Origin of the sequence: Rhizobium sp. BK602 (genome assembly GCF_014195095.1) — a bacterium.
Classification (GTDB): domain Bacteria; phylum Pseudomonadota; class Alphaproteobacteria; order Rhizobiales; family Rhizobiaceae; genus Rhizobium.
In genome coordinates, this window is the sequence record NZ_JACIBC010000006.1 from 244,679 (window position 1) to 258,999 (window position 14,321).

The 14,321-nt window shown below is 63.4% G+C and carries 19 protein-coding genes; 8 read left to right on the forward strand and 11 right to left on the reverse strand.

Annotated elements, in window-relative coordinates:
• The first annotated feature begins 33 nt into the window (after positions 1-33).
• From FHX11_RS20285 to FHX11_RS20295, 3 genes are all read left to right on the forward strand, one after another.
• Positions 34-522, forward strand: a complete 489-nt coding sequence (locus FHX11_RS20285; RefSeq protein ID WP_184360666.1) for a DUF1036 domain-containing protein — start codon at positions 34-36, stop codon at positions 520-522.
• Positions 522-1,961 (forward strand): pyruvate kinase, encoded by a 1,440-nt coding sequence (gene pyk, locus FHX11_RS20290; RefSeq protein WP_184359915.1) that lies wholly within the window; start codon positions 522-524, stop codon positions 1,959-1,961. Before FHX11_RS20285 ends, pyk begins: the two co-directional genes overlap by 1 nt.
• A 151-nt stretch (positions 1,962-2,112) precedes the next feature.
• Positions 2,113-2,748 carry a LysE family translocator gene (locus FHX11_RS20295; RefSeq protein WP_184359917.1) on the forward strand — a complete coding sequence of 212 codons (636 nt, stop codon included), beginning with the start codon at positions 2,113-2,115 and terminating at the stop codon, positions 2,746-2,748.
• Positions 2,749-2,751: 3 nt separating this feature from the next.
• Here the strand turns inward: FHX11_RS20295 and FHX11_RS20300 are convergent, their stop codons facing one another.
• The 4 genes from FHX11_RS20300 to FHX11_RS20315 all read right to left on the reverse strand — a co-directional run bounded on the left by FHX11_RS20300 (position 2,752) and on the right by FHX11_RS20315 (position 5,177).
• A complete protein-coding gene (locus tag FHX11_RS20300) occupies positions 2,752-3,723 on the reverse strand; it encodes a threonine/serine dehydratase (protein WP_184359920.1) in 972 nt (323 codons plus the stop codon).
• A gap of 87 nt (positions 3,724-3,810) precedes the next feature.
• Positions 3,811-4,383, reverse strand: a complete 573-nt coding sequence (locus tag FHX11_RS20305; protein WP_184359922.1) for a DUF4865 family protein — start codon at positions 4,381-4,383, stop codon at positions 3,811-3,813.
• A gap of 3 nt (positions 4,384-4,386) precedes the next feature.
• Positions 4,387-4,782, reverse strand: coding sequence for a cupin domain-containing protein (locus FHX11_RS20310; protein WP_184359924.1), 396 nt, complete (start codon positions 4,780-4,782; stop codon positions 4,387-4,389).
• A gap of 5 nt (positions 4,783-4,787) precedes the next feature.
• A complete protein-coding gene (locus FHX11_RS20315; protein ID WP_184359926.1) occupies positions 4,788-5,177 on the reverse strand; it encodes a tautomerase family protein in 390 nt (129 codons plus the stop codon).
• Between the two features lie 109 nt (positions 5,178-5,286).
• On the opposite strand from FHX11_RS20315, the gene FHX11_RS20320 reads away from it, so the two are divergent.
• Complete coding sequence (locus tag FHX11_RS20320) at positions 5,287-6,228, forward strand: LysR substrate-binding domain-containing protein (protein ID WP_184359928.1); 942 nt, start codon at positions 5,287-5,289, stop codon at positions 6,226-6,228.
• Here the strand turns inward: FHX11_RS20320 and FHX11_RS20325 are convergent.
• From FHX11_RS20325 to FHX11_RS20350, 6 genes are all read right to left on the reverse strand, one after another.
• Complete coding sequence (locus tag FHX11_RS20325; protein ID WP_184359930.1) at positions 6,207-7,259, reverse strand: alpha/beta hydrolase; 1,053 nt, start codon at positions 7,257-7,259, stop codon at positions 6,207-6,209. The two genes, FHX11_RS20320 and FHX11_RS20325, sit on opposite strands and share 22 nt — an antisense overlap.
• Positions 7,260-7,349: 90 nt before the next feature.
• Positions 7,350-7,979 (reverse strand): hypothetical protein, encoded by a 630-nt coding sequence (locus tag FHX11_RS20330; RefSeq protein WP_184359932.1) that lies wholly within the window; start codon positions 7,977-7,979, stop codon positions 7,350-7,352.
• Positions 7,980-8,102: 123 nt separating this feature from the next.
• Positions 8,103-8,228, reverse strand: a complete 126-nt coding sequence (gene ykgO, locus FHX11_RS20335) for a type B 50S ribosomal protein L36 (RefSeq protein ID WP_003582204.1) — start codon at positions 8,226-8,228, stop codon at positions 8,103-8,105.
• Positions 8,229-8,493: 265 nt separating this feature from the next.
• Positions 8,494-9,552, reverse strand: a complete 1,059-nt coding sequence (locus tag FHX11_RS20340) for a 5-(carboxyamino)imidazole ribonucleotide synthase (RefSeq protein ID WP_184359934.1) — start codon at positions 9,550-9,552, stop codon at positions 8,494-8,496.
• On the reverse strand, positions 9,549-10,046 hold the full coding sequence (gene purE / locus FHX11_RS20345) for a 5-(carboxyamino)imidazole ribonucleotide mutase (protein ID WP_184359936.1): 498 nt from the start codon (positions 10,044-10,046) through the stop codon (positions 9,549-9,551). The genes FHX11_RS20340 and purE overlap by 4 nt, the downstream gene beginning before the upstream one ends.
• 16 nt (positions 10,047-10,062) lie before the next feature.
• Positions 10,063-10,266: a YdcH family protein gene (locus tag FHX11_RS20350; protein ID WP_184359939.1), complete on the reverse strand. Its 204-nt coding sequence runs from the start codon at positions 10,264-10,266 to the stop codon at positions 10,063-10,065.
• A gap of 229 nt (positions 10,267-10,495) precedes the next feature.
• Here FHX11_RS20350 and FHX11_RS20355 point away from each other — a divergent pair, with 229 nt between their 5' ends.
• Entirely contained in the window at positions 10,496-10,669 is a 174-nt protein-coding gene (locus tag FHX11_RS20355) for a DUF465 domain-containing protein (protein WP_184359941.1), read from the forward strand.
• 280 nt (positions 10,670-10,949) lie between these two features.
• On the opposite strand, the gene FHX11_RS20360 is transcribed toward FHX11_RS20355, so the two are convergent.
• Positions 10,950-11,210 (reverse strand): metalloregulator ArsR/SmtB family transcription factor, encoded by a 261-nt coding sequence (locus FHX11_RS20360; RefSeq protein WP_184359943.1) that lies wholly within the window; start codon positions 11,208-11,210, stop codon positions 10,950-10,952.
• 213 nt (positions 11,211-11,423) lie between these two features.
• On the opposite strand from FHX11_RS20360, the gene FHX11_RS20365 reads away from it, so the two are divergent.
• From FHX11_RS20365 to FHX11_RS20375, 3 genes are all read left to right on the forward strand, one after another.
• Positions 11,424-12,077: a thiamine phosphate synthase gene (locus FHX11_RS20365; RefSeq protein WP_184359945.1), complete on the forward strand. Its 654-nt coding sequence runs from the start codon at positions 11,424-11,426 to the stop codon at positions 12,075-12,077.
• Positions 12,078-12,086: 9 nt separating this feature from the next.
• On the forward strand, positions 12,087-13,313 hold the full coding sequence (locus FHX11_RS20370; protein WP_246781095.1) for a tetratricopeptide repeat protein: 1,227 nt from the start codon (positions 12,087-12,089) through the stop codon (positions 13,311-13,313).
• 173 nt (positions 13,314-13,486) lie between these two features.
• A complete protein-coding gene (locus tag FHX11_RS20375) occupies positions 13,487-14,287 on the forward strand; it encodes an inositol monophosphatase family protein (RefSeq protein WP_184359947.1) in 801 nt (266 codons plus the stop codon).
• Positions 14,288-14,321 lie beyond the last annotated feature (34 nt).

Genomic DNA, 14,321 nt, shown 5'->3' on the forward strand with positions numbered 1-14,321 from the left:
AAGAAGACGCAACAACGAATAACCGGGAGCCCATTGGAAGCCGTGTCCAGCCAAGTCGCGCCAAGTTTCGTTACGCGGTCCGGGCCGCTTGCCCGATTCGCTTTTTTCATCCTTGCCGCCGCCGCGCCGTTTTTCTTTACGCCGAATGCAGCCCATGCCGATTTTCGCGTCTGCAACGGCACGCAGAATCTCGTCGGTGTGGCGATCGGTTATCGTGCGAAGGACGGCTGGGTAACGGAGGGATGGTGGCAGGTTCCGGCCACCACCTGCGCGACCCTGATCGAGGGACCGCTCCAATCCCGCTATTATTACCTCTACGCAGAAGATGCGGCCCGTGGCGGCCGCTGGACGGGTGACGTCGAAATGTGCGTGGCGGAAAATGAATTCAAGATCCCTGGCGTGAAAGATTGCTACGCACGCGGCTACCAGAAGATGGGATTCAAGGAATACGACACGGGGCGTCAGGCGAGCTGGATGGTTCAGCTCTCCGATACTCCGGGCAGCCAAGAAAGCCAGAATTGATGAAACGCAATAGAAAAGTCAAAATCCTAGCGACGCTGGGTCCGGCCTCTTCCTCCGAGGAGATGATCCAGAAGCTTCACGAAGCCGGCGCCGACCTGTTCCGCATCAACATGAGCCATGCCAGCCATGATGTGATGCGGACGCTGATCCAGCGCATCCGTGCCGTCGAGACCCGCTGTGGCCGTCCGATCGGTATCCTTGCCGACCTGCAGGGTCCCAAGCTGCGCGTCGGCAAGTTTGCCGAAGGCAAGGTCGATCTCAAGCCCGGCCAGACCTTCACGCTCGACAACAAGGACACGCCCGGCGACAACACCCGCGTGTTCCTGCCGCATCCGGAAATCCTGGAATCGGTTCAGCCCGGCCACCGCCTGCTGATCGACGACGGCAAGCTCGCGCTGCGCGCCGAAAAATGCGACGGCAAGAGCATCGTCACGACGGTCATTTCCGGTACCAAGATCTCCGACCGCAAGGGCGTCAGCCTGCCTGACACGCTGCTCGGCGTCGGCGCGCTGACCGACAAGGACCGCACCGACCTCGATGCCGTGCTCGCGACCGGCGAAGTCGACTGGGTGGCGCTCTCCTTCATCCAGCGCCCGGAAGACCTGTCCGAAGTCCGCAAGATCTCGCGCGGCCGTGTTGGCCTGATGTCGAAGATCGAGAAGCCGCAGGCTGTCGAGCGCATCGAGGAGATCATCGAGCTTTCCGACGCGCTGATGGTCGCCCGCGGCGATCTCGGCGTCGAAATGCCGCTCGAATCCGTCCCCGGCATCCAGAAGCAGCTGATCCGCGCCTGCCGCCGTTCCGGCAAGCCGGTGGTGGTTGCAACGCAGATGCTGGAATCGATGATCTCGTCCCCGGTTCCGACCCGCGCCGAAGTCTCCGACGTCGCCACTGCCGTCTTCGAAGGCGCCGATGCCGTCATGCTGTCGGCCGAATCCGCCTCGGGCGACTATCCGGTCGAAGCCGTATCGACGATGGCCTCGATCGCCAGCACCATCGAGCGCGAGCCGCATTATCCGGGCATCATCTACGCCCAGCGCGCCCAGCCGGAAGCGACCGGCGCCGATGCCATCTCGCTTGCCGCCCGCCAGATCGCCGAGACGCTGAAGCTTGCCGCCATCGTCTGCTACACCTCGTCGGGCACGACCGGCCTGCGCGCCTCGCGCGAGCGTCCGCAGGTTCCGATCCTGGCCCTGTCGCCGATCATCCAGACGGCACGCCGCCTGTCGGTGGTCTGGGGCATGCATTGCGTCGTCACCCATGACGCGACCGACCTCGACGACATGGTCAACAATGCCTGCCGCATCGTTGCCGAGGAAGGCTTCGGCAAGCCGGGCGACCGCATCATCATCTCGGCCGGCGTGCCGCTTGGCACTCCCGGTGCCACCAACATGCTGCGCATCGCCTATATCGGTTCGGACGGCCAGTCCGGCGTCTGATATCCGTCGTCGCTTTCGAGAATATCCTGGACCCGCTGTCGCAAGATGGCGGGTTTTTTCTTGCGGGCAGATCACCGTATCCGCGGGAAGGGCATGCACTTGCCAAGCATGTCAGCGCATGCAAGCTTGCGGCAACCGTGGGGAGGAAACCATGCACGCCACCACTCTGCTTGCCTTTATCACCGTCTCCTTCATTGGCATCGCGACGCCGGGACCGACCGTGCTGCTGGCCCTGACGAACGGGTCTCGTTTCGGCGTGCGGCGCGCGCTGGCGGGTATGGTCGGTGCCGTATTGTCGGATTTCGTGCTGATCGGTGCCGTCGCCGTCGGGCTTGGCGCATTGCTGGCGGCATCGGAATTCTGGTTCTCGATGCTGAAATGGGTGGGTGCGGCCTATCTCGCCTTCCTCGGCATCATGATGTTGCGTTCGAAAGGAACGATCGATGGCATGCTGAGGGCCAGTGGCGGGCAGGCGAAGGGGACGGTGCTTTCCATCGGACTGAAAAGCTTCATGGTGGCGGTGACCAATCCCAAGGGATATCTGTTCTTCTCGGCCTTCCTGCCGCAGTTCATCGATCCGGCCGCGCCGCTGCTTCAGCAATATGCCATCCTGGCGCTGGTCTTCGCCGCGCTCGATTTCACGATCATGTTCGGCTATGCCGCCTTCGGCTCGCAGGCCGTGCGGTTCCTGAAGGCGGAAGGCGCGAAATGGCTGGAGCGCGGCTGTGGCGGCGCGCTCCTGGCCCTGGCGGGATCGCTGGCGCTTTATCGCCGCGCCGCGAACTGAAGTTTAATGGCGGTTTAGGGCCGTCTCGAAGACATCCGTATCGACATTGCCGCCTGACGTCACGGCGATCACCGTGTCGCCTTCGATCTCGTTCCCGTGGAAGAGGGCTGCCGCCAGCGCCACGGCGCCGCCGGGCTCGACGACGATCTTGAGCCGCGTGAAGGCGAGCGCCATGGCGTGAAGCGCTTCCTCGTCGGTCACGACCAGGCCGGGGCCGCAGAGGCGTTTCAGGATCGGGAAGGTGATGTCGCCGGGCTGCGGCGTGATGATGGCGTCGCAGATCGATCCCTGCAGCGCGGCATTGCGCTCGATACGGCCGGAGGCGAGCGAGCGGGTCGTATCCTCGAAATCCCTGGGTTCGCAGGGGTGAACCTTGAAGCCGGGAGCGCGGCTTTCGAGCGCCAGCGCGATGCCGGAGGTCAGGCCGCCACCGCCGCAGGGAACGAAGACATGCGCGGCCTCGATACCCTCTTCCGCCGCCTGCTCGGCAATTTCCAGGCCGACCGTTCCCTGGCCGGCGATCACCTGCGGCTCGTCGAACGGCTTGATCAGGGTGAGGCCGCGCTCCTTCGACAGCCGCGCGCCGATCTCGTCGCGATCCTCTTTCACGCGGTCGTAGAGCACCACCTCGGCACCGAAGGCGCGGGTATTGGCGATCTTCAGTTTGGGCGCATCTGTCGGCATGATGATGACGCAGGGAATGCCGTGCAGCCGGGCGGCCAGCGCCACGCCCTGGGCGTGGTTGCCTGAGGAGAAGGCGATGACGCCTCGGGCGCGCACCGAAGGCTCGAGCGCCGAGACCGCCGACCAGCCGCCGCGAAACTTGAAGGAGCCGGAATGCTGCAGGCATTCGGCTTTCACGAACAGCCGCCGCCCGGCGATCTCGTCGAGGAAAGGCGAGGAGAGGAGGGGCGTGCGGCGGGCGCGGCCGCCGATGCGAGCGCGGGCGGCTTCGATCATTGCAATATCGACCATGGGGGATCACTCTTCTGCTGGAAAGGCTACCCCATCCATAGAACGCCGCGAACCTCTTTAAAACAACGACTTTGTCGCCGTGACACTTCAGCTTGCGCCGGGCGCGGAAAGATGGCCGACATCGTAGGCCTGCACGCCCGGCCGCAGCGCGTCTTTCGGCAGATCGGCCAACAGTCGGAAACGCACTCGCGTCCAGCTCGTCGGTTCGAAGGCGGCGACGGAAGCGAGCGCTTCGCCGCGTGCAACCTCGTCGGCGGCTTCCTCGCTCTCCTGCCGGCGTATCTCGGCAAGCGGCGCATAGGGTTCCGTCTGGATGAGCTCTCTTGTGGCGAAGCGAGCCTTGCGAATCTCCGGAGAGATCTCCGCGCGCCAGACCACCCAGGTCTTCACTTGCGGCCAGCCGAAGCTCTCCGTCACGCCGGCGAAGCCGGGGCCGCAGAGGAAATCACTCAGGCCATCGTCCTTGTCCCAGACATAGAAGGGCGCGTAGAAATTGTCCCTGCTCCCCGTAGCCGCATCGCCCTTGCGGGCGGTGAGATAGGCCTTGAACTTGAGACCGGGCAGATTGTCGAGCAAGGGACCCTTTTCGCGGATGCGGCGGTCGATGATCGCCATGTCGTAATCGGCGGCCAGGGTGAAGCTATATTGCATGGCGATCATGGTTCAATCCTCCAGCCAGGTAACGGCAGCGCCGTTCCGGATAGCCTGAATGCTGATGTAGGCGAAATTGCTGTCCGGATGCGCGCCATGCCGATGGCGCTCATCCGGTGCGAAGCTGATGCAGTCGCCGGCGCGTAACTCCTCCACGGCTCCGCCGTCGCGCTCGGCAAGGCCGACGCCCGAGAGGACATAGAGGATCTGGCCATGCGGATGCGTGTGCCAGCGTGTCATGGTGGCGGGTTCGAGTGTGCAGCGCATGGCGGTCAGGCCGCCGTCGGCTTCGTCCTGAACCAGCGTCTCCACCCAGAAGGGGGCGGTGGCGATGCCTTCGGGGGAGCGTTGCGTGGCCGTGCCGGCACGGTGAATGGGCGCGGACTTTTGAATGCCTGTCCGGTTCATCGTCGTCAGGCCTGCTCGATCATCTGCGCGATGCCGTCGGCAAAGGACCAGTCCTCGCGGCTCGTCGTGACGATGTTGACCATCACATCCTCGGGGCGCAGGCCCGGCGCATCGGCCAAAAGGGAAACGAGGCGGCGGTAGAAGGTTTTCTTGACCTCCGTCGAGCGCGGCTTGCCGATAGTGATCTGGAAGAAGACGTAGTCGTCGGAACGCGGGCCGCCGAGATAGGTGCGGTCGAAGACCAGCTCGTTCGGCTCCAATTGTTGGATCGCCTGGAAACGGTCGGTCGGCGGCACGTCGAAGGTCTCGACCATGGCGCGGTGAAGATTGTCCGAGAGCGCCTGCAGATAGTCGGGCGATTTGCCGCGTAGAAGGGAGATGCGGGTGAAGGGCATGGGAGGCTCCTGTCATGGGTCTACTTGACGGCCACACCATGCCACGGGATAATCATTCGAAAAATCAGATAATACTGGACAAATAGTCCCGAAAATATGGACGATTTCCATGCGGAAAGTGATCTTCGATCTCGATGTCCTGCGTAGCTTCGTCATCGGCATGGAACTGGGCAGTTTCGCCAGGGCGGCCGAGCGGCTGGGGCGTTCGACATCGGCGGTCAGCGCGCAGCTCCGGAAGCTGGAGGAGCAGGCGGGGACGTCGATCTTGCGCAAGGCCGGGCGCGGGCTGGCGCTGACGGAGGCGGGCGAGACCATGCTCGCCTATGCGCGCCGCCTGCTCGATCTCAACGATGAGGCGGCGACCGCGATTCATGGCGCGGATCTGGAAGGCTGGGTGCGTCTCGGCCTGCAGGAGGATTTCGGCGAGACCCTGCTGCCGGAAGTGCTTGGTCGCTTTGCCCGCGCTCATCCGAAGGTGCGCATCGAGGCGCGCGTCGTCCGTAATGCCGAGCTGATCGAGCGGGTGACGTCCGGCAGGCTCGATCTGGCGCTTGCCTGGAGCGATGGCTTCCGCACCGCCCATACCGAGCGGATCGCCGAGGTGCCGATGTGCTGGGTCGGTCCGGCCGATGGTGAAATCCATTGGCGTGCCGGCGACGGCGAACCCTTGCCGCTCGCCTCCCTGGAGGCTCCCTGCCTGCTGCGGTCGATCGCGACGAAGGTGCTGGATCATGCCGGGGTCGGCTGGCGGATCTCCTTCGTCAGTCCCAGTCTCGGTGGGCTCTGGGCAGCGACGGCGGCGGGATTGGGCCTGACGATCCGCACGCCGCTCGGTCTGCCGGCCAAGGTGCGTCCGCTCGCGGCCGGCGAGGCGGGTCTGCCTTTGCTGCCGAAGCTCGATCTGGTGCTGCACCGCGCCGAAGCCGAGGCCAATCCGGCGACGGAGCGGCTTGCCGGCCTCATCCTGCAATCGGTCCGTCAGGTGGTGGAGGCGACGCCCCAGGGCCGGGTTCTCACCGCCGCGCCGGCTTACGAGGTCGTGACGGCCTGAGACGACGTGCCGGCCTCGTCCAATATCGGGTCCTCCAGGCGCGCGATGCGTGCCTCTACCTGCTGCGCCAGGGCCTGGAGATCGCGCGGCTGACCGGCAAGCCGCTCCATGGCGGCGATGGCGACATCGGTCGCCACATAGTCCGGCTTGTGGCCGAGATTGCGGATGGTCACGAGTTCGGCACCGGCGATATCGCGGGCAAGGCCGCGCGAATGCAGCTCCTCCATGACGATGTCGTCGCTGTCGCCGGTGATGATGATGGTCGGCGCCTTGATCTCGCTATAGCGCGGCGCCTGGGCGGAAACATAGGCGAGCAGATTGGCGGCGTCGGTCGCGTTGTGGCGGAATGTCTTCGGCCGCAGTACCAGTTCCGGCGCCGTCTTCGCTATGTAATCGGCGGGTCGCGCGTTCGGGCGGAAGACGCTGAGCGTGCCGCGATCCACCCGGCGCAGGCCGATCGGCATGACAAGCAGATGGGCGAAAAGCCAGCCGGCGACGGGCATGGCGGCCAGCGTATAGTACCAGTCGATGCCGCCGGGCCAGGGATGCGTGGCCGGCGCGAGGAAAAGCAGGCCGGCGGTCTTATCCGGATGACGCAAGCCGAAGGAGGCGGCAATGGCGCCGCCGAACGAGTGGCCGACAATGATGGCGCTCTCGATGCCGCGCTTTTCCATCAGCCGGGCGATCGCGTCCGCCTGGCCGGAGGGTAGGGCATTTTCCGGGCCGCCGCGTTCGGAATAGCCATGGCCGGGCCGGTCGACGAAGAGCATTTCGGCGCGACCGGCAAGCGGACCGGCAAAGGCTTCGAACTGGTCGCGCAGATTGCCGCTGGCGCCATGGATGAAGATCAGTGGCGGCAGGTCGGCAGTGGCCGGGCGCTGCAGGTGCAACGCATTCATGCGGAAACCGTCGATATCCGTCAATTCGCCGATATTGGGATAGGCCTGCTCTATGGCGCGCGTCTTGTAGGCCGAAAAACCGACGGCGAGGACAAGAAGCAGAACAAGGGCGTAAAGCAGCACATGGATCATCGCGATACGGGGCAGATACTGGGGTGACAGCCTATCCGACGTTCATGACCTCTCGTCCGTCGCAGGCTGGGCCTATGTTGTCGACAGATACTAGGTCCGGCTCCCGGCGATTTTTTCCGAGAGCGCATTCATCTGCTCCTGGGCGGCGCGATTTGCCGGATAGATCTCCAGGAAGCGTTCCCAGGCTTTCAGCGTCAGCTCGTCCTTGCCGGTCTCGCCCAGGATCGCGGCCATGCCGGCAAGCGCGCCGAAATGGCGCGGCTCTATCCGCAGCACCTGATTGATGTCTTCCATCGCCTTGCGATAATCGCCGATGGCGTAATTGAGCGTCGCGCGACGATTCCACCCTTCGACATAGTCCGGCTTCAGCGAAATGACCTGATCGAGAAAATCCATGGCCGCGGCATTGCGCTTCTCCTCGATCGCCTTGTCGGCCCATTGCATCAGGAGATTGACCGTGGCGCTGCCGGAATCGTTCAATTCCACGCGAATCTGGTCGGCAATGAGGTTGGCCTGATCCGGGTCGCGCTGGCGCTTCAGCGCCGTGAAGAGATTGTCGAGCTGCTGTTTCGGTGAAAGGCCGCTGACGGGCGCGTTGCGGTCTTGTTTCTCCGCGACACCCGAATCGTCCGCCATGGCGGTCTGCGGTGCGACGACGGTCAGGGCGAGGAGAATCGGCAGGGTCCGATATGACAAAGCAAAAATGCGCATGGCGGGCATAGTAGCCCGCCAATGTCGAAGATCAAAACAATTTTGATGTGATCATCCTGAACGGCTATGACGGAAACATCATAGCCCAGCCGTCAAACGGTCCGCCTGGCCCGCAGGCCAGGTTCCGCGCAATCAGCCCTGACGAGCCTTGTAGCGCGGGTTCAGCTTGTTGATGATATAAATGCGGCCCTTGCGGCGAACCAGACGGTTGTCACGGTGACGCGCCTTGAGCGACTTGAGCGAATTCTTGATCTTCATTTTTCTGATCCGCGATCTCTGAGGGGGAATGTCACATTCGCCCGTATCTTTTAACAATCAAAAGCGCGCTCAGGGCGCGCTCTTTAGGGTGGGGAGCAAATACCTTGTCATACCGGGCCTGTCAACCATGTCAGGGCCTTTTTCCCGGGGCTGTTAGAGCATGATGCCGAAAAGTGTGAGCGGTTTTCGGACGACATCATGCTCTCTTCTTTGATTCTAGAGCGGATTCAGATTTTAGGTCGAACAGACCCAAAATCATCCGGCTCTAGCGGCGAAGCTGCGTGACATGCCCCATTTTCCGTCCGGGACGCGACTCGGTCTTGCCGTAGAGATGCACCAGCGCCTCGTCCCGGCGCAGCCAGTCGGGGACGGAGAGGATGTCGTCGCCGATCAGATTCTGCATCACGCAATCGGAATGGCGAACGGGATTGCCGAGCGGCAGGCCGGCGACGGCGCGGATATGCTGCTCGAATTGCGAGACGACGCAGGCAGCTTCCGTCCAATGGCCGGAATTATGCACGCGTGGCGCCATCTCGTTGGCGATCAGGCTGCCGTCGGCAAGCGCGAAGAACTCGATGCCGATGACGCCGACATAGCCGAGCGCGGCCAGGATCTTCTCCGCCGCCTCGCGGGCCGCGGCAGCCGTCGCGGCGGAGATGCTTGCCGGCAGGGTGGATGTATGAAGAATACCGTCGCGATGGACATTCTCGGCCGGGTCGTAGCAGGCGATGCTGCCGTCGAGGCCGCGCGCGGCGATGATCGAGATTTCCCGCTCGAAGGACACGAAGCTTTCGAGGATGAGCGGCACGCCGCCGAGCGCCTCGAAGCCGCCTTCGGCGCTGTCGGCGGCGGAGCGATAGACGCGCTGCCCCTTGCCGTCATAGCCGAGACGCCGGGTCTTGAGCACGCCCTGTCCGCCGAAATCGGCGAGCGCCTTTTCGAGATCGACCTGGCTGTCGACGGCGTGGAAGCGGGCGGTCGGGATGCCGCAACCGTTGATGAAGCGCTTTTCGGTCAGGCGGTCCTGCGCCATCTCCAGCGCCTTCGGCGGCGGATAGACGGGAACATGCCTGGCCAATTCTTCGGCGGCCGCGACCGGCACGTTTTCGAATTCATAGGTGACGACGTCGCAGCGCTTCGCGAGTTCCGCCAGCGCGGCCGCGTCGTCATAGGCGGCGACGATCTGTTCGTTGGCTAGCTGGGCCGCGGGAGAATCGGCCTGCGGTTCGAGAATGACGGTGCGGAAATTCAGCCGGGCCGCGGCCATGGCCAGCATGCGGCCGAGCTGGCCGCCGCCGATGATGCCGATCGTCTTTGCGCTCATAGGTCGTCCATCGGATATTCGGCGACCGCCGCACTCTGCCGTTCGCGCCATTCGTCAAGCCGGTCGGCAATCTCCTCGTCGCCGAGTGCCAGCACGGCGGCGGCCAGCAGCGCGGCATTGATCGCGCCGGCCTTGCCGATCGCCAGCGTCCCGACGGGAATGCCCGCCGGCATCTGCACGATGGAAAGAAGACTGTCCTGGCCCGACAGCGCGCGCGATTGCACCGGCACGCCGAAGACCGGCAGCGGCGTCATCGAGGCGGCCATGCCCGGAAGGTGGGCGGCGCCGCCCGCGCCGGCGATGATGACCTTGAAGCCCTCGTCGCGGGCGCCCTTGGCGAAATTCACCAGCCGGTCCGGCGTGCGATGCGCCGAAATGATGCGGGCATCATAGGTGATCTCAAGCGCTTCCAGCGTGTCGGCGGCGTTCTTCATGGTTTCCCAGTCGGACTGGCTGCCCATGATGATGGCGACGGGCGGTCTTTCTGTGATCATCGTCGCGTCTTGCTCCTCAGGCGATAATGTCGGGAATGATCTGGTCTTCCAGCTTGGTCAGCTTGTCCTTGATGACGAGCTTCTTCTTCTTCATGCGCTGGACGCGCAGGGCGTCGCAGCCCGTCTGGATCATGGCGTTGATCGCGGCATCATAATCCTCATGCTCCTGGCGCAGCCGCGCCACGGCCAGTCTGATTTCCGCCTGTTCCTGATCGGCCATGCTTATGTCCCCAATGCCTCGCGGAATCGCGTTCGTTCCGCCTCATGAATTCCGCAAGCTCCTATCACCAAATGACGATAACGGGAAGTTATCCTTCATCATGAATTTGCCGCCCATAAGCCACGTTTTGGCCTTCGACAAGGACCTAATCTTGTGGCACACTGGTAGGGTTGACACCTAGAGCCCCGGTGATGGATGGCCGTGGCTCCCAAGAGGAAGGAAGGGTCATATGTCTGTTCAAGCTCATCTTGAATCGCTCGAAAAGAAGCATGTCGCTCTGGAGGAGGAGCTCCATTCCGCACTGACATCTCCCTCTATCAATGACACCCATATTGCCGACCTCAAGCGCAGGAAGCTGCGCCTCAAGGACGAAATCCATCGTCTGAAAACATCAGTTCACTGATCGATCTTTTCCAAGGACAACAGCCACCGATCGCGGCAAGCCAGGACAGATGGGTCGAAAGGCTCCCAGGTAATCCCACCGCAGGCAACGGCGGCAACTCCAGTCAAATCAAAATGCGCCAACTTCACGACGTCAGGGGTAGGAGGTTGGCGCAAATTTTTTCGAGATATGCCGCGCAATCGGCGCCAAAGCGCGTCGCGATCCTTCAGATTCGCGTCTCGCGCTTCAGATTCGTTGATTTTGCGATCATGGCATGCTTTGGGCGCTTCGATGGTCGTCTTCAGGCCCAGAACTGATCCAGCCACAAATTGAGCTTGTCGAAACCGCGGCTATTGACCGCGTAGATACGTTTCGTGCCTTCGGAGGTCACCGAGACGAGATTGCTGTCGAGCAGCGCCTTCAGGTGTTGCGACACGGCGGGGCGGCTGATCGGCAGGCCCTGCGCCAGCTCGTTGACCGTTTTCGGCGCGCGGCGCAGCTCCTCCAGCAGATGACGCCGGTTCGGATCCGCGATGGCTGCAAAGGGGTCCATGGTCGACATGGCAAAAAGCTACGTCAAACCTGGGGGAGCGGCAAGTCAATTGTGCGTTGCAATGATGCCTTCTCGGCGGTTTCGCGTCATCCCCGGGGGATGGAGGCGGTCAGATGGTTTCCGTGCCGTGCCCCTTGTCAGACAGTCCCTATGGATTTACTCACAAGCATCGAATGGGTGCGCCATCCCTGACGAACGAACCCGTAAATATGGAAACTCCCGATGACCTCGCCCGAAGATCGCTGCCGCCTCGTTCTTGTCGTTCCCGATATCGCCGATGCCGAGGAACGGGCGAGAGTGGTGGCTGATGCCTTGAGGGGCGGAGACGTGGCTTCGGTCATCATCCCGCAATATGGGCTCGACGACGCGACCTTCCAGAAACATGCGGAGAAGCTGGTGCCGGTGGTGCAGGCGGCCGGCGCGGCAGCCCTGATTGCCGGCGACAGCCGCGTGGCCGGCCGCGCCAAGGCCGATGGCCTGCACATTACCGGCAATCTCGCCGAGCTGACGGAGGCGGTGGAGAAATTCGTGCCGAAGCTCATCGTCGGTGGCGGCAATGCCACCGACAGGCACCATGCGCTGGAGGTCGGCGAATTGCGCCCGGACTATATTTTCTTCGGCAAGCTCGACGGCGACATCAAGCCGGAAGCGCATCCGAAGAACGTGGCGCTCGGCGAATGGTGGGCGTCGATGATCGAGATTCCCTGTATCGTCATGGGCGGCACCGACCCGAAGTCGGCGCTGGAGGTGGCCCTGTCTGGTGCCGAATTCGTGGCGTTGCGCAGCGCCGTTTTCGCCGATCCGTCGGCGGCGCCGTCGATCGTTGCGGAAGTGAATGCGCTTCTGGACGAAAAAGCGCCACGGTTTGAAGATTGATAGCAATCCATGTCGTTTACGCCTCGATTCCGTCACCATTCCTTCCTTGCTGTGCTCGCTTTCGGGCTGACGGCCTTGCCGTTGTTGGCGGTGGCGCAATCGGGCGATAGCGGTACGGCGCTGCCCGGAGTGGCCGCGCAATCCGACAAGGGCGACCGCCCTGCCGTCGATGACGGGAGTTCCGACGATACCACCGTGCCGCCGGACGATGGTGCCGCCGCCAATGACGAGAGCGTCGTGACACGGCCGCTGGGCGCCGATGCGAGCACCTTCAAGACCGAGAAGATCCAGCCCAGCGCCGAGCCGAAAGCCGATAACGTCATGCCGTCGGAAGGGGTCGGCGTTTTCGACCGCATGGGTGCGAAGCTGCCGGACCTGCCGCCGGAAAAGCCGTTCAAGGGCAAGGTCGACGATGCCTATGGCGCCTTCCAGCGCGGCTATTACCTCACCGCGTTCCAGAGGGCCCTGCCGCGGGCACAGCTTGGCGACCCCGCCGCCCAGACCCTGCTTGCCGAGCTGATGTCCGAGGGGCTTGGCGTCAAGCGCGACAATAAGAGCGCCGCTTTCTGGTACAGCAAGGCGGCCGAGGGCGGCGACGCCACCGCGATGTTCAAATACGCACTGATCCTGATGGAGGGGCGCGAGGTGCCACGCGACCGCAAGAAGGCGGATGAGTGGATGAAGAAGGCGGCCGATGCCGGCCAGGCCTCCGCCGAATTCAACTGGGGGCAGATCCTGACCGCGGAAAATCCCGGCCTCAAGGGCCTGCAGATGGCGCTTCCCTATTATGAACAATCCGCCGAACAGGGCATCGCCGACGCGCAATATGCCGTCTCGCAGCTCTATCTCAACATGCCCGACCTGCCGCCGGAAAAGAAGCAGCAGGCCCGCATGTGGCTGTCGCGCGCCGCCAATGCCGGCTTCGATACCGCCCAGCTCGACATGGGCGTCTGGCTGATCAACGGCACGGGCGGCAAGCAGGATCTGGAAAACGGCTTCAACTGGATGCGCGTCGCCGCCTATCGCGGCAATGTGGTTGCCCAGAACAAGCTCGCGCATCTCTATATCAATGCGCTCGGCACGAAGCAGGACCCGGTCGCGGCCGCCACCTGGTATGTCATCTCCCGCCGCGCCGGTCTCAAGGACCCGGAGCTCGAGGATTTCTACCAGGGCATCGAGGATTATCAGCAGAAGGCTGCCATCGACGCCGCCAACAGATTCCGCCGGGCGCGATAGAGCGCGAAGGGCGAACTTCTCATTCTCCTGACGTCCGCCTGTCCCTCGGCACTTGAAATTCCCGCGATTTTGTGGTCTTGAGGCCGCCAATCTTTTATTGCGCTGCCGATCCCGCTCCGCCGGGGCCTTCTCCGGGTCCGGTCAGTGCCTTCTGTATTACCCAAGGAAATCCGATGGCCCGTTCTGCTCTTCTCAATGTCATGGTTCAGGCTGCCCTCAAGGCAGGCAAGTCGCTCAGCCGCGATTTCGGCGAAGTGCAGAACCTGCAGGTTTCGGTGAAGGGACCGGGCGATTTCGTCAGCCAGGCCGACCTGAAGGCGCAGAAGATCATCCGCGACGAGCTCCTGAAGGCGCGGCCGACCTATGGCTTCCTCGGTGAGGAAGGCGAAGAGATCAAGGGTACCGACGGCGCGCATCGCTGGATCGTCGATCCGCTCGACGGCACCACCAACTTCCTGCACGGCATTCCGATGTTTGCCGTCTCGGTCGCGCTGGAGCGCAATGGCGAGATCGTCGCCGGCGTCGTCTTCAATCCGGCAACGGACGAGCTCTACACCGCCGAGCGTGGCGGCGGCGCCTTCCTCAACGACCGTCGCCTGCGTGTGGCCTCGCGCCGCGTGCTGTCGGACAGCGTCATCGGCTGCGGCGTTCCGCATCTCGGCCGCGGCAATCACGGCAAGTTCCTGGTGGAGCTGCGCCATGTCATGGGCGAGGTCGCCGGCATGCGCCGTCTCGGCTCGGCCGCGCTCGATCTTGCCTATGTCGCCGCCGGCCGTTTCGACGGCTTCTGGGAAACCGATCTGTCGGCGTGGGACATGGCCGCCGGCATTCTGCTGGTGCGCGAAGCCGGCGGCTTCTCATCGGATTTCCACGGTGGCACCGACATGCTGGTCACCGGCTCGATCATCTGCGGCAACGAGCATATCCAGAAGGCGCTCGCCGAGGTTGTCAAGCGGCCGATCCCGTCGAAATAAGCCTGCCGCCGCGCCATGAAACGGGCTGTTGCCA

Excerpts from the sequence above, each read along its gene's own strand:
- pyk (WP_184359915.1), top strand. The coding sequence starts at position 522 with ATGAAACGCAATAGAAAAGTCAAAATCCTAGCGACGCTGGGTCCGGCC.
- FHX11_RS20295 (WP_184359917.1), top strand. The coding sequence starts at position 2,113 with ATGCACGCCACCACTCTGCTTGCCTTTATCACCGTCTCCTTCATTGGC.
- FHX11_RS20300 (WP_184359920.1), bottom strand. The coding sequence starts at position 3,723 with ATGGTCGATATTGCAATGATCGAAGCCGCCCGCGCTCGCATCGGCGGC.
- FHX11_RS20305 (WP_184359922.1), bottom strand. The coding sequence starts at position 4,383 with ATGATCGCCATGCAATATAGCTTCACCCTGGCCGCCGATTACGACATG.
- FHX11_RS20310 (WP_184359924.1), bottom strand. The coding sequence starts at position 4,782 with ATGAACCGGACAGGCATTCAAAAGTCCGCGCCCATTCACCGTGCCGGC.
- FHX11_RS20315 (WP_184359926.1), bottom strand. The coding sequence starts at position 5,177 with ATGCCCTTCACCCGCATCTCCCTTCTACGCGGCAAATCGCCCGACTAT.
- FHX11_RS20320 (WP_184359928.1), top strand. The coding sequence starts at position 5,287 with ATGCGGAAAGTGATCTTCGATCTCGATGTCCTGCGTAGCTTCGTCATC.
- FHX11_RS20325 (WP_184359930.1), bottom strand. The coding sequence starts at position 7,259 with ATGATCCATGTGCTGCTTTACGCCCTTGTTCTGCTTCTTGTCCTCGCC.
- FHX11_RS20330 (WP_184359932.1), bottom strand. The coding sequence starts at position 7,979 with ATGCCCGCCATGCGCATTTTTGCTTTGTCATATCGGACCCTGCCGATT.
- ykgO (WP_003582204.1), bottom strand. The coding sequence starts at position 8,228 with ATGAAGATCAAGAATTCGCTCAAGTCGCTCAAGGCGCGTCACCGTGAC.
- FHX11_RS20340 (WP_184359934.1), bottom strand. The coding sequence starts at position 9,552 with ATGAGCGCAAAGACGATCGGCATCATCGGCGGCGGCCAGCTCGGCCGC.
- purE (WP_184359936.1), bottom strand. The coding sequence starts at position 10,046 with ATGATCACAGAAAGACCGCCCGTCGCCATCATCATGGGCAGCCAGTCC.
- FHX11_RS20350 (WP_184359939.1), bottom strand. The coding sequence starts at position 10,266 with ATGGCCGATCAGGAACAGGCGGAAATCAGACTGGCCGTGGCGCGGCTG.
- FHX11_RS20355 (WP_184359941.1), top strand. The coding sequence starts at position 10,496 with ATGTCTGTTCAAGCTCATCTTGAATCGCTCGAAAAGAAGCATGTCGCT.
- FHX11_RS20360 (WP_184359943.1), bottom strand. The coding sequence starts at position 11,210 with ATGTCGACCATGGACCCCTTTGCAGCCATCGCGGATCCGAACCGGCGT.
- FHX11_RS20365 (WP_184359945.1), top strand. The coding sequence starts at position 11,424 with ATGACCTCGCCCGAAGATCGCTGCCGCCTCGTTCTTGTCGTTCCCGAT.
- FHX11_RS20370 (WP_246781095.1), top strand. The coding sequence starts at position 12,087 with ATGTCGTTTACGCCTCGATTCCGTCACCATTCCTTCCTTGCTGTGCTC.
- FHX11_RS20375 (WP_184359947.1), top strand. The coding sequence starts at position 13,487 with ATGGCCCGTTCTGCTCTTCTCAATGTCATGGTTCAGGCTGCCCTCAAG.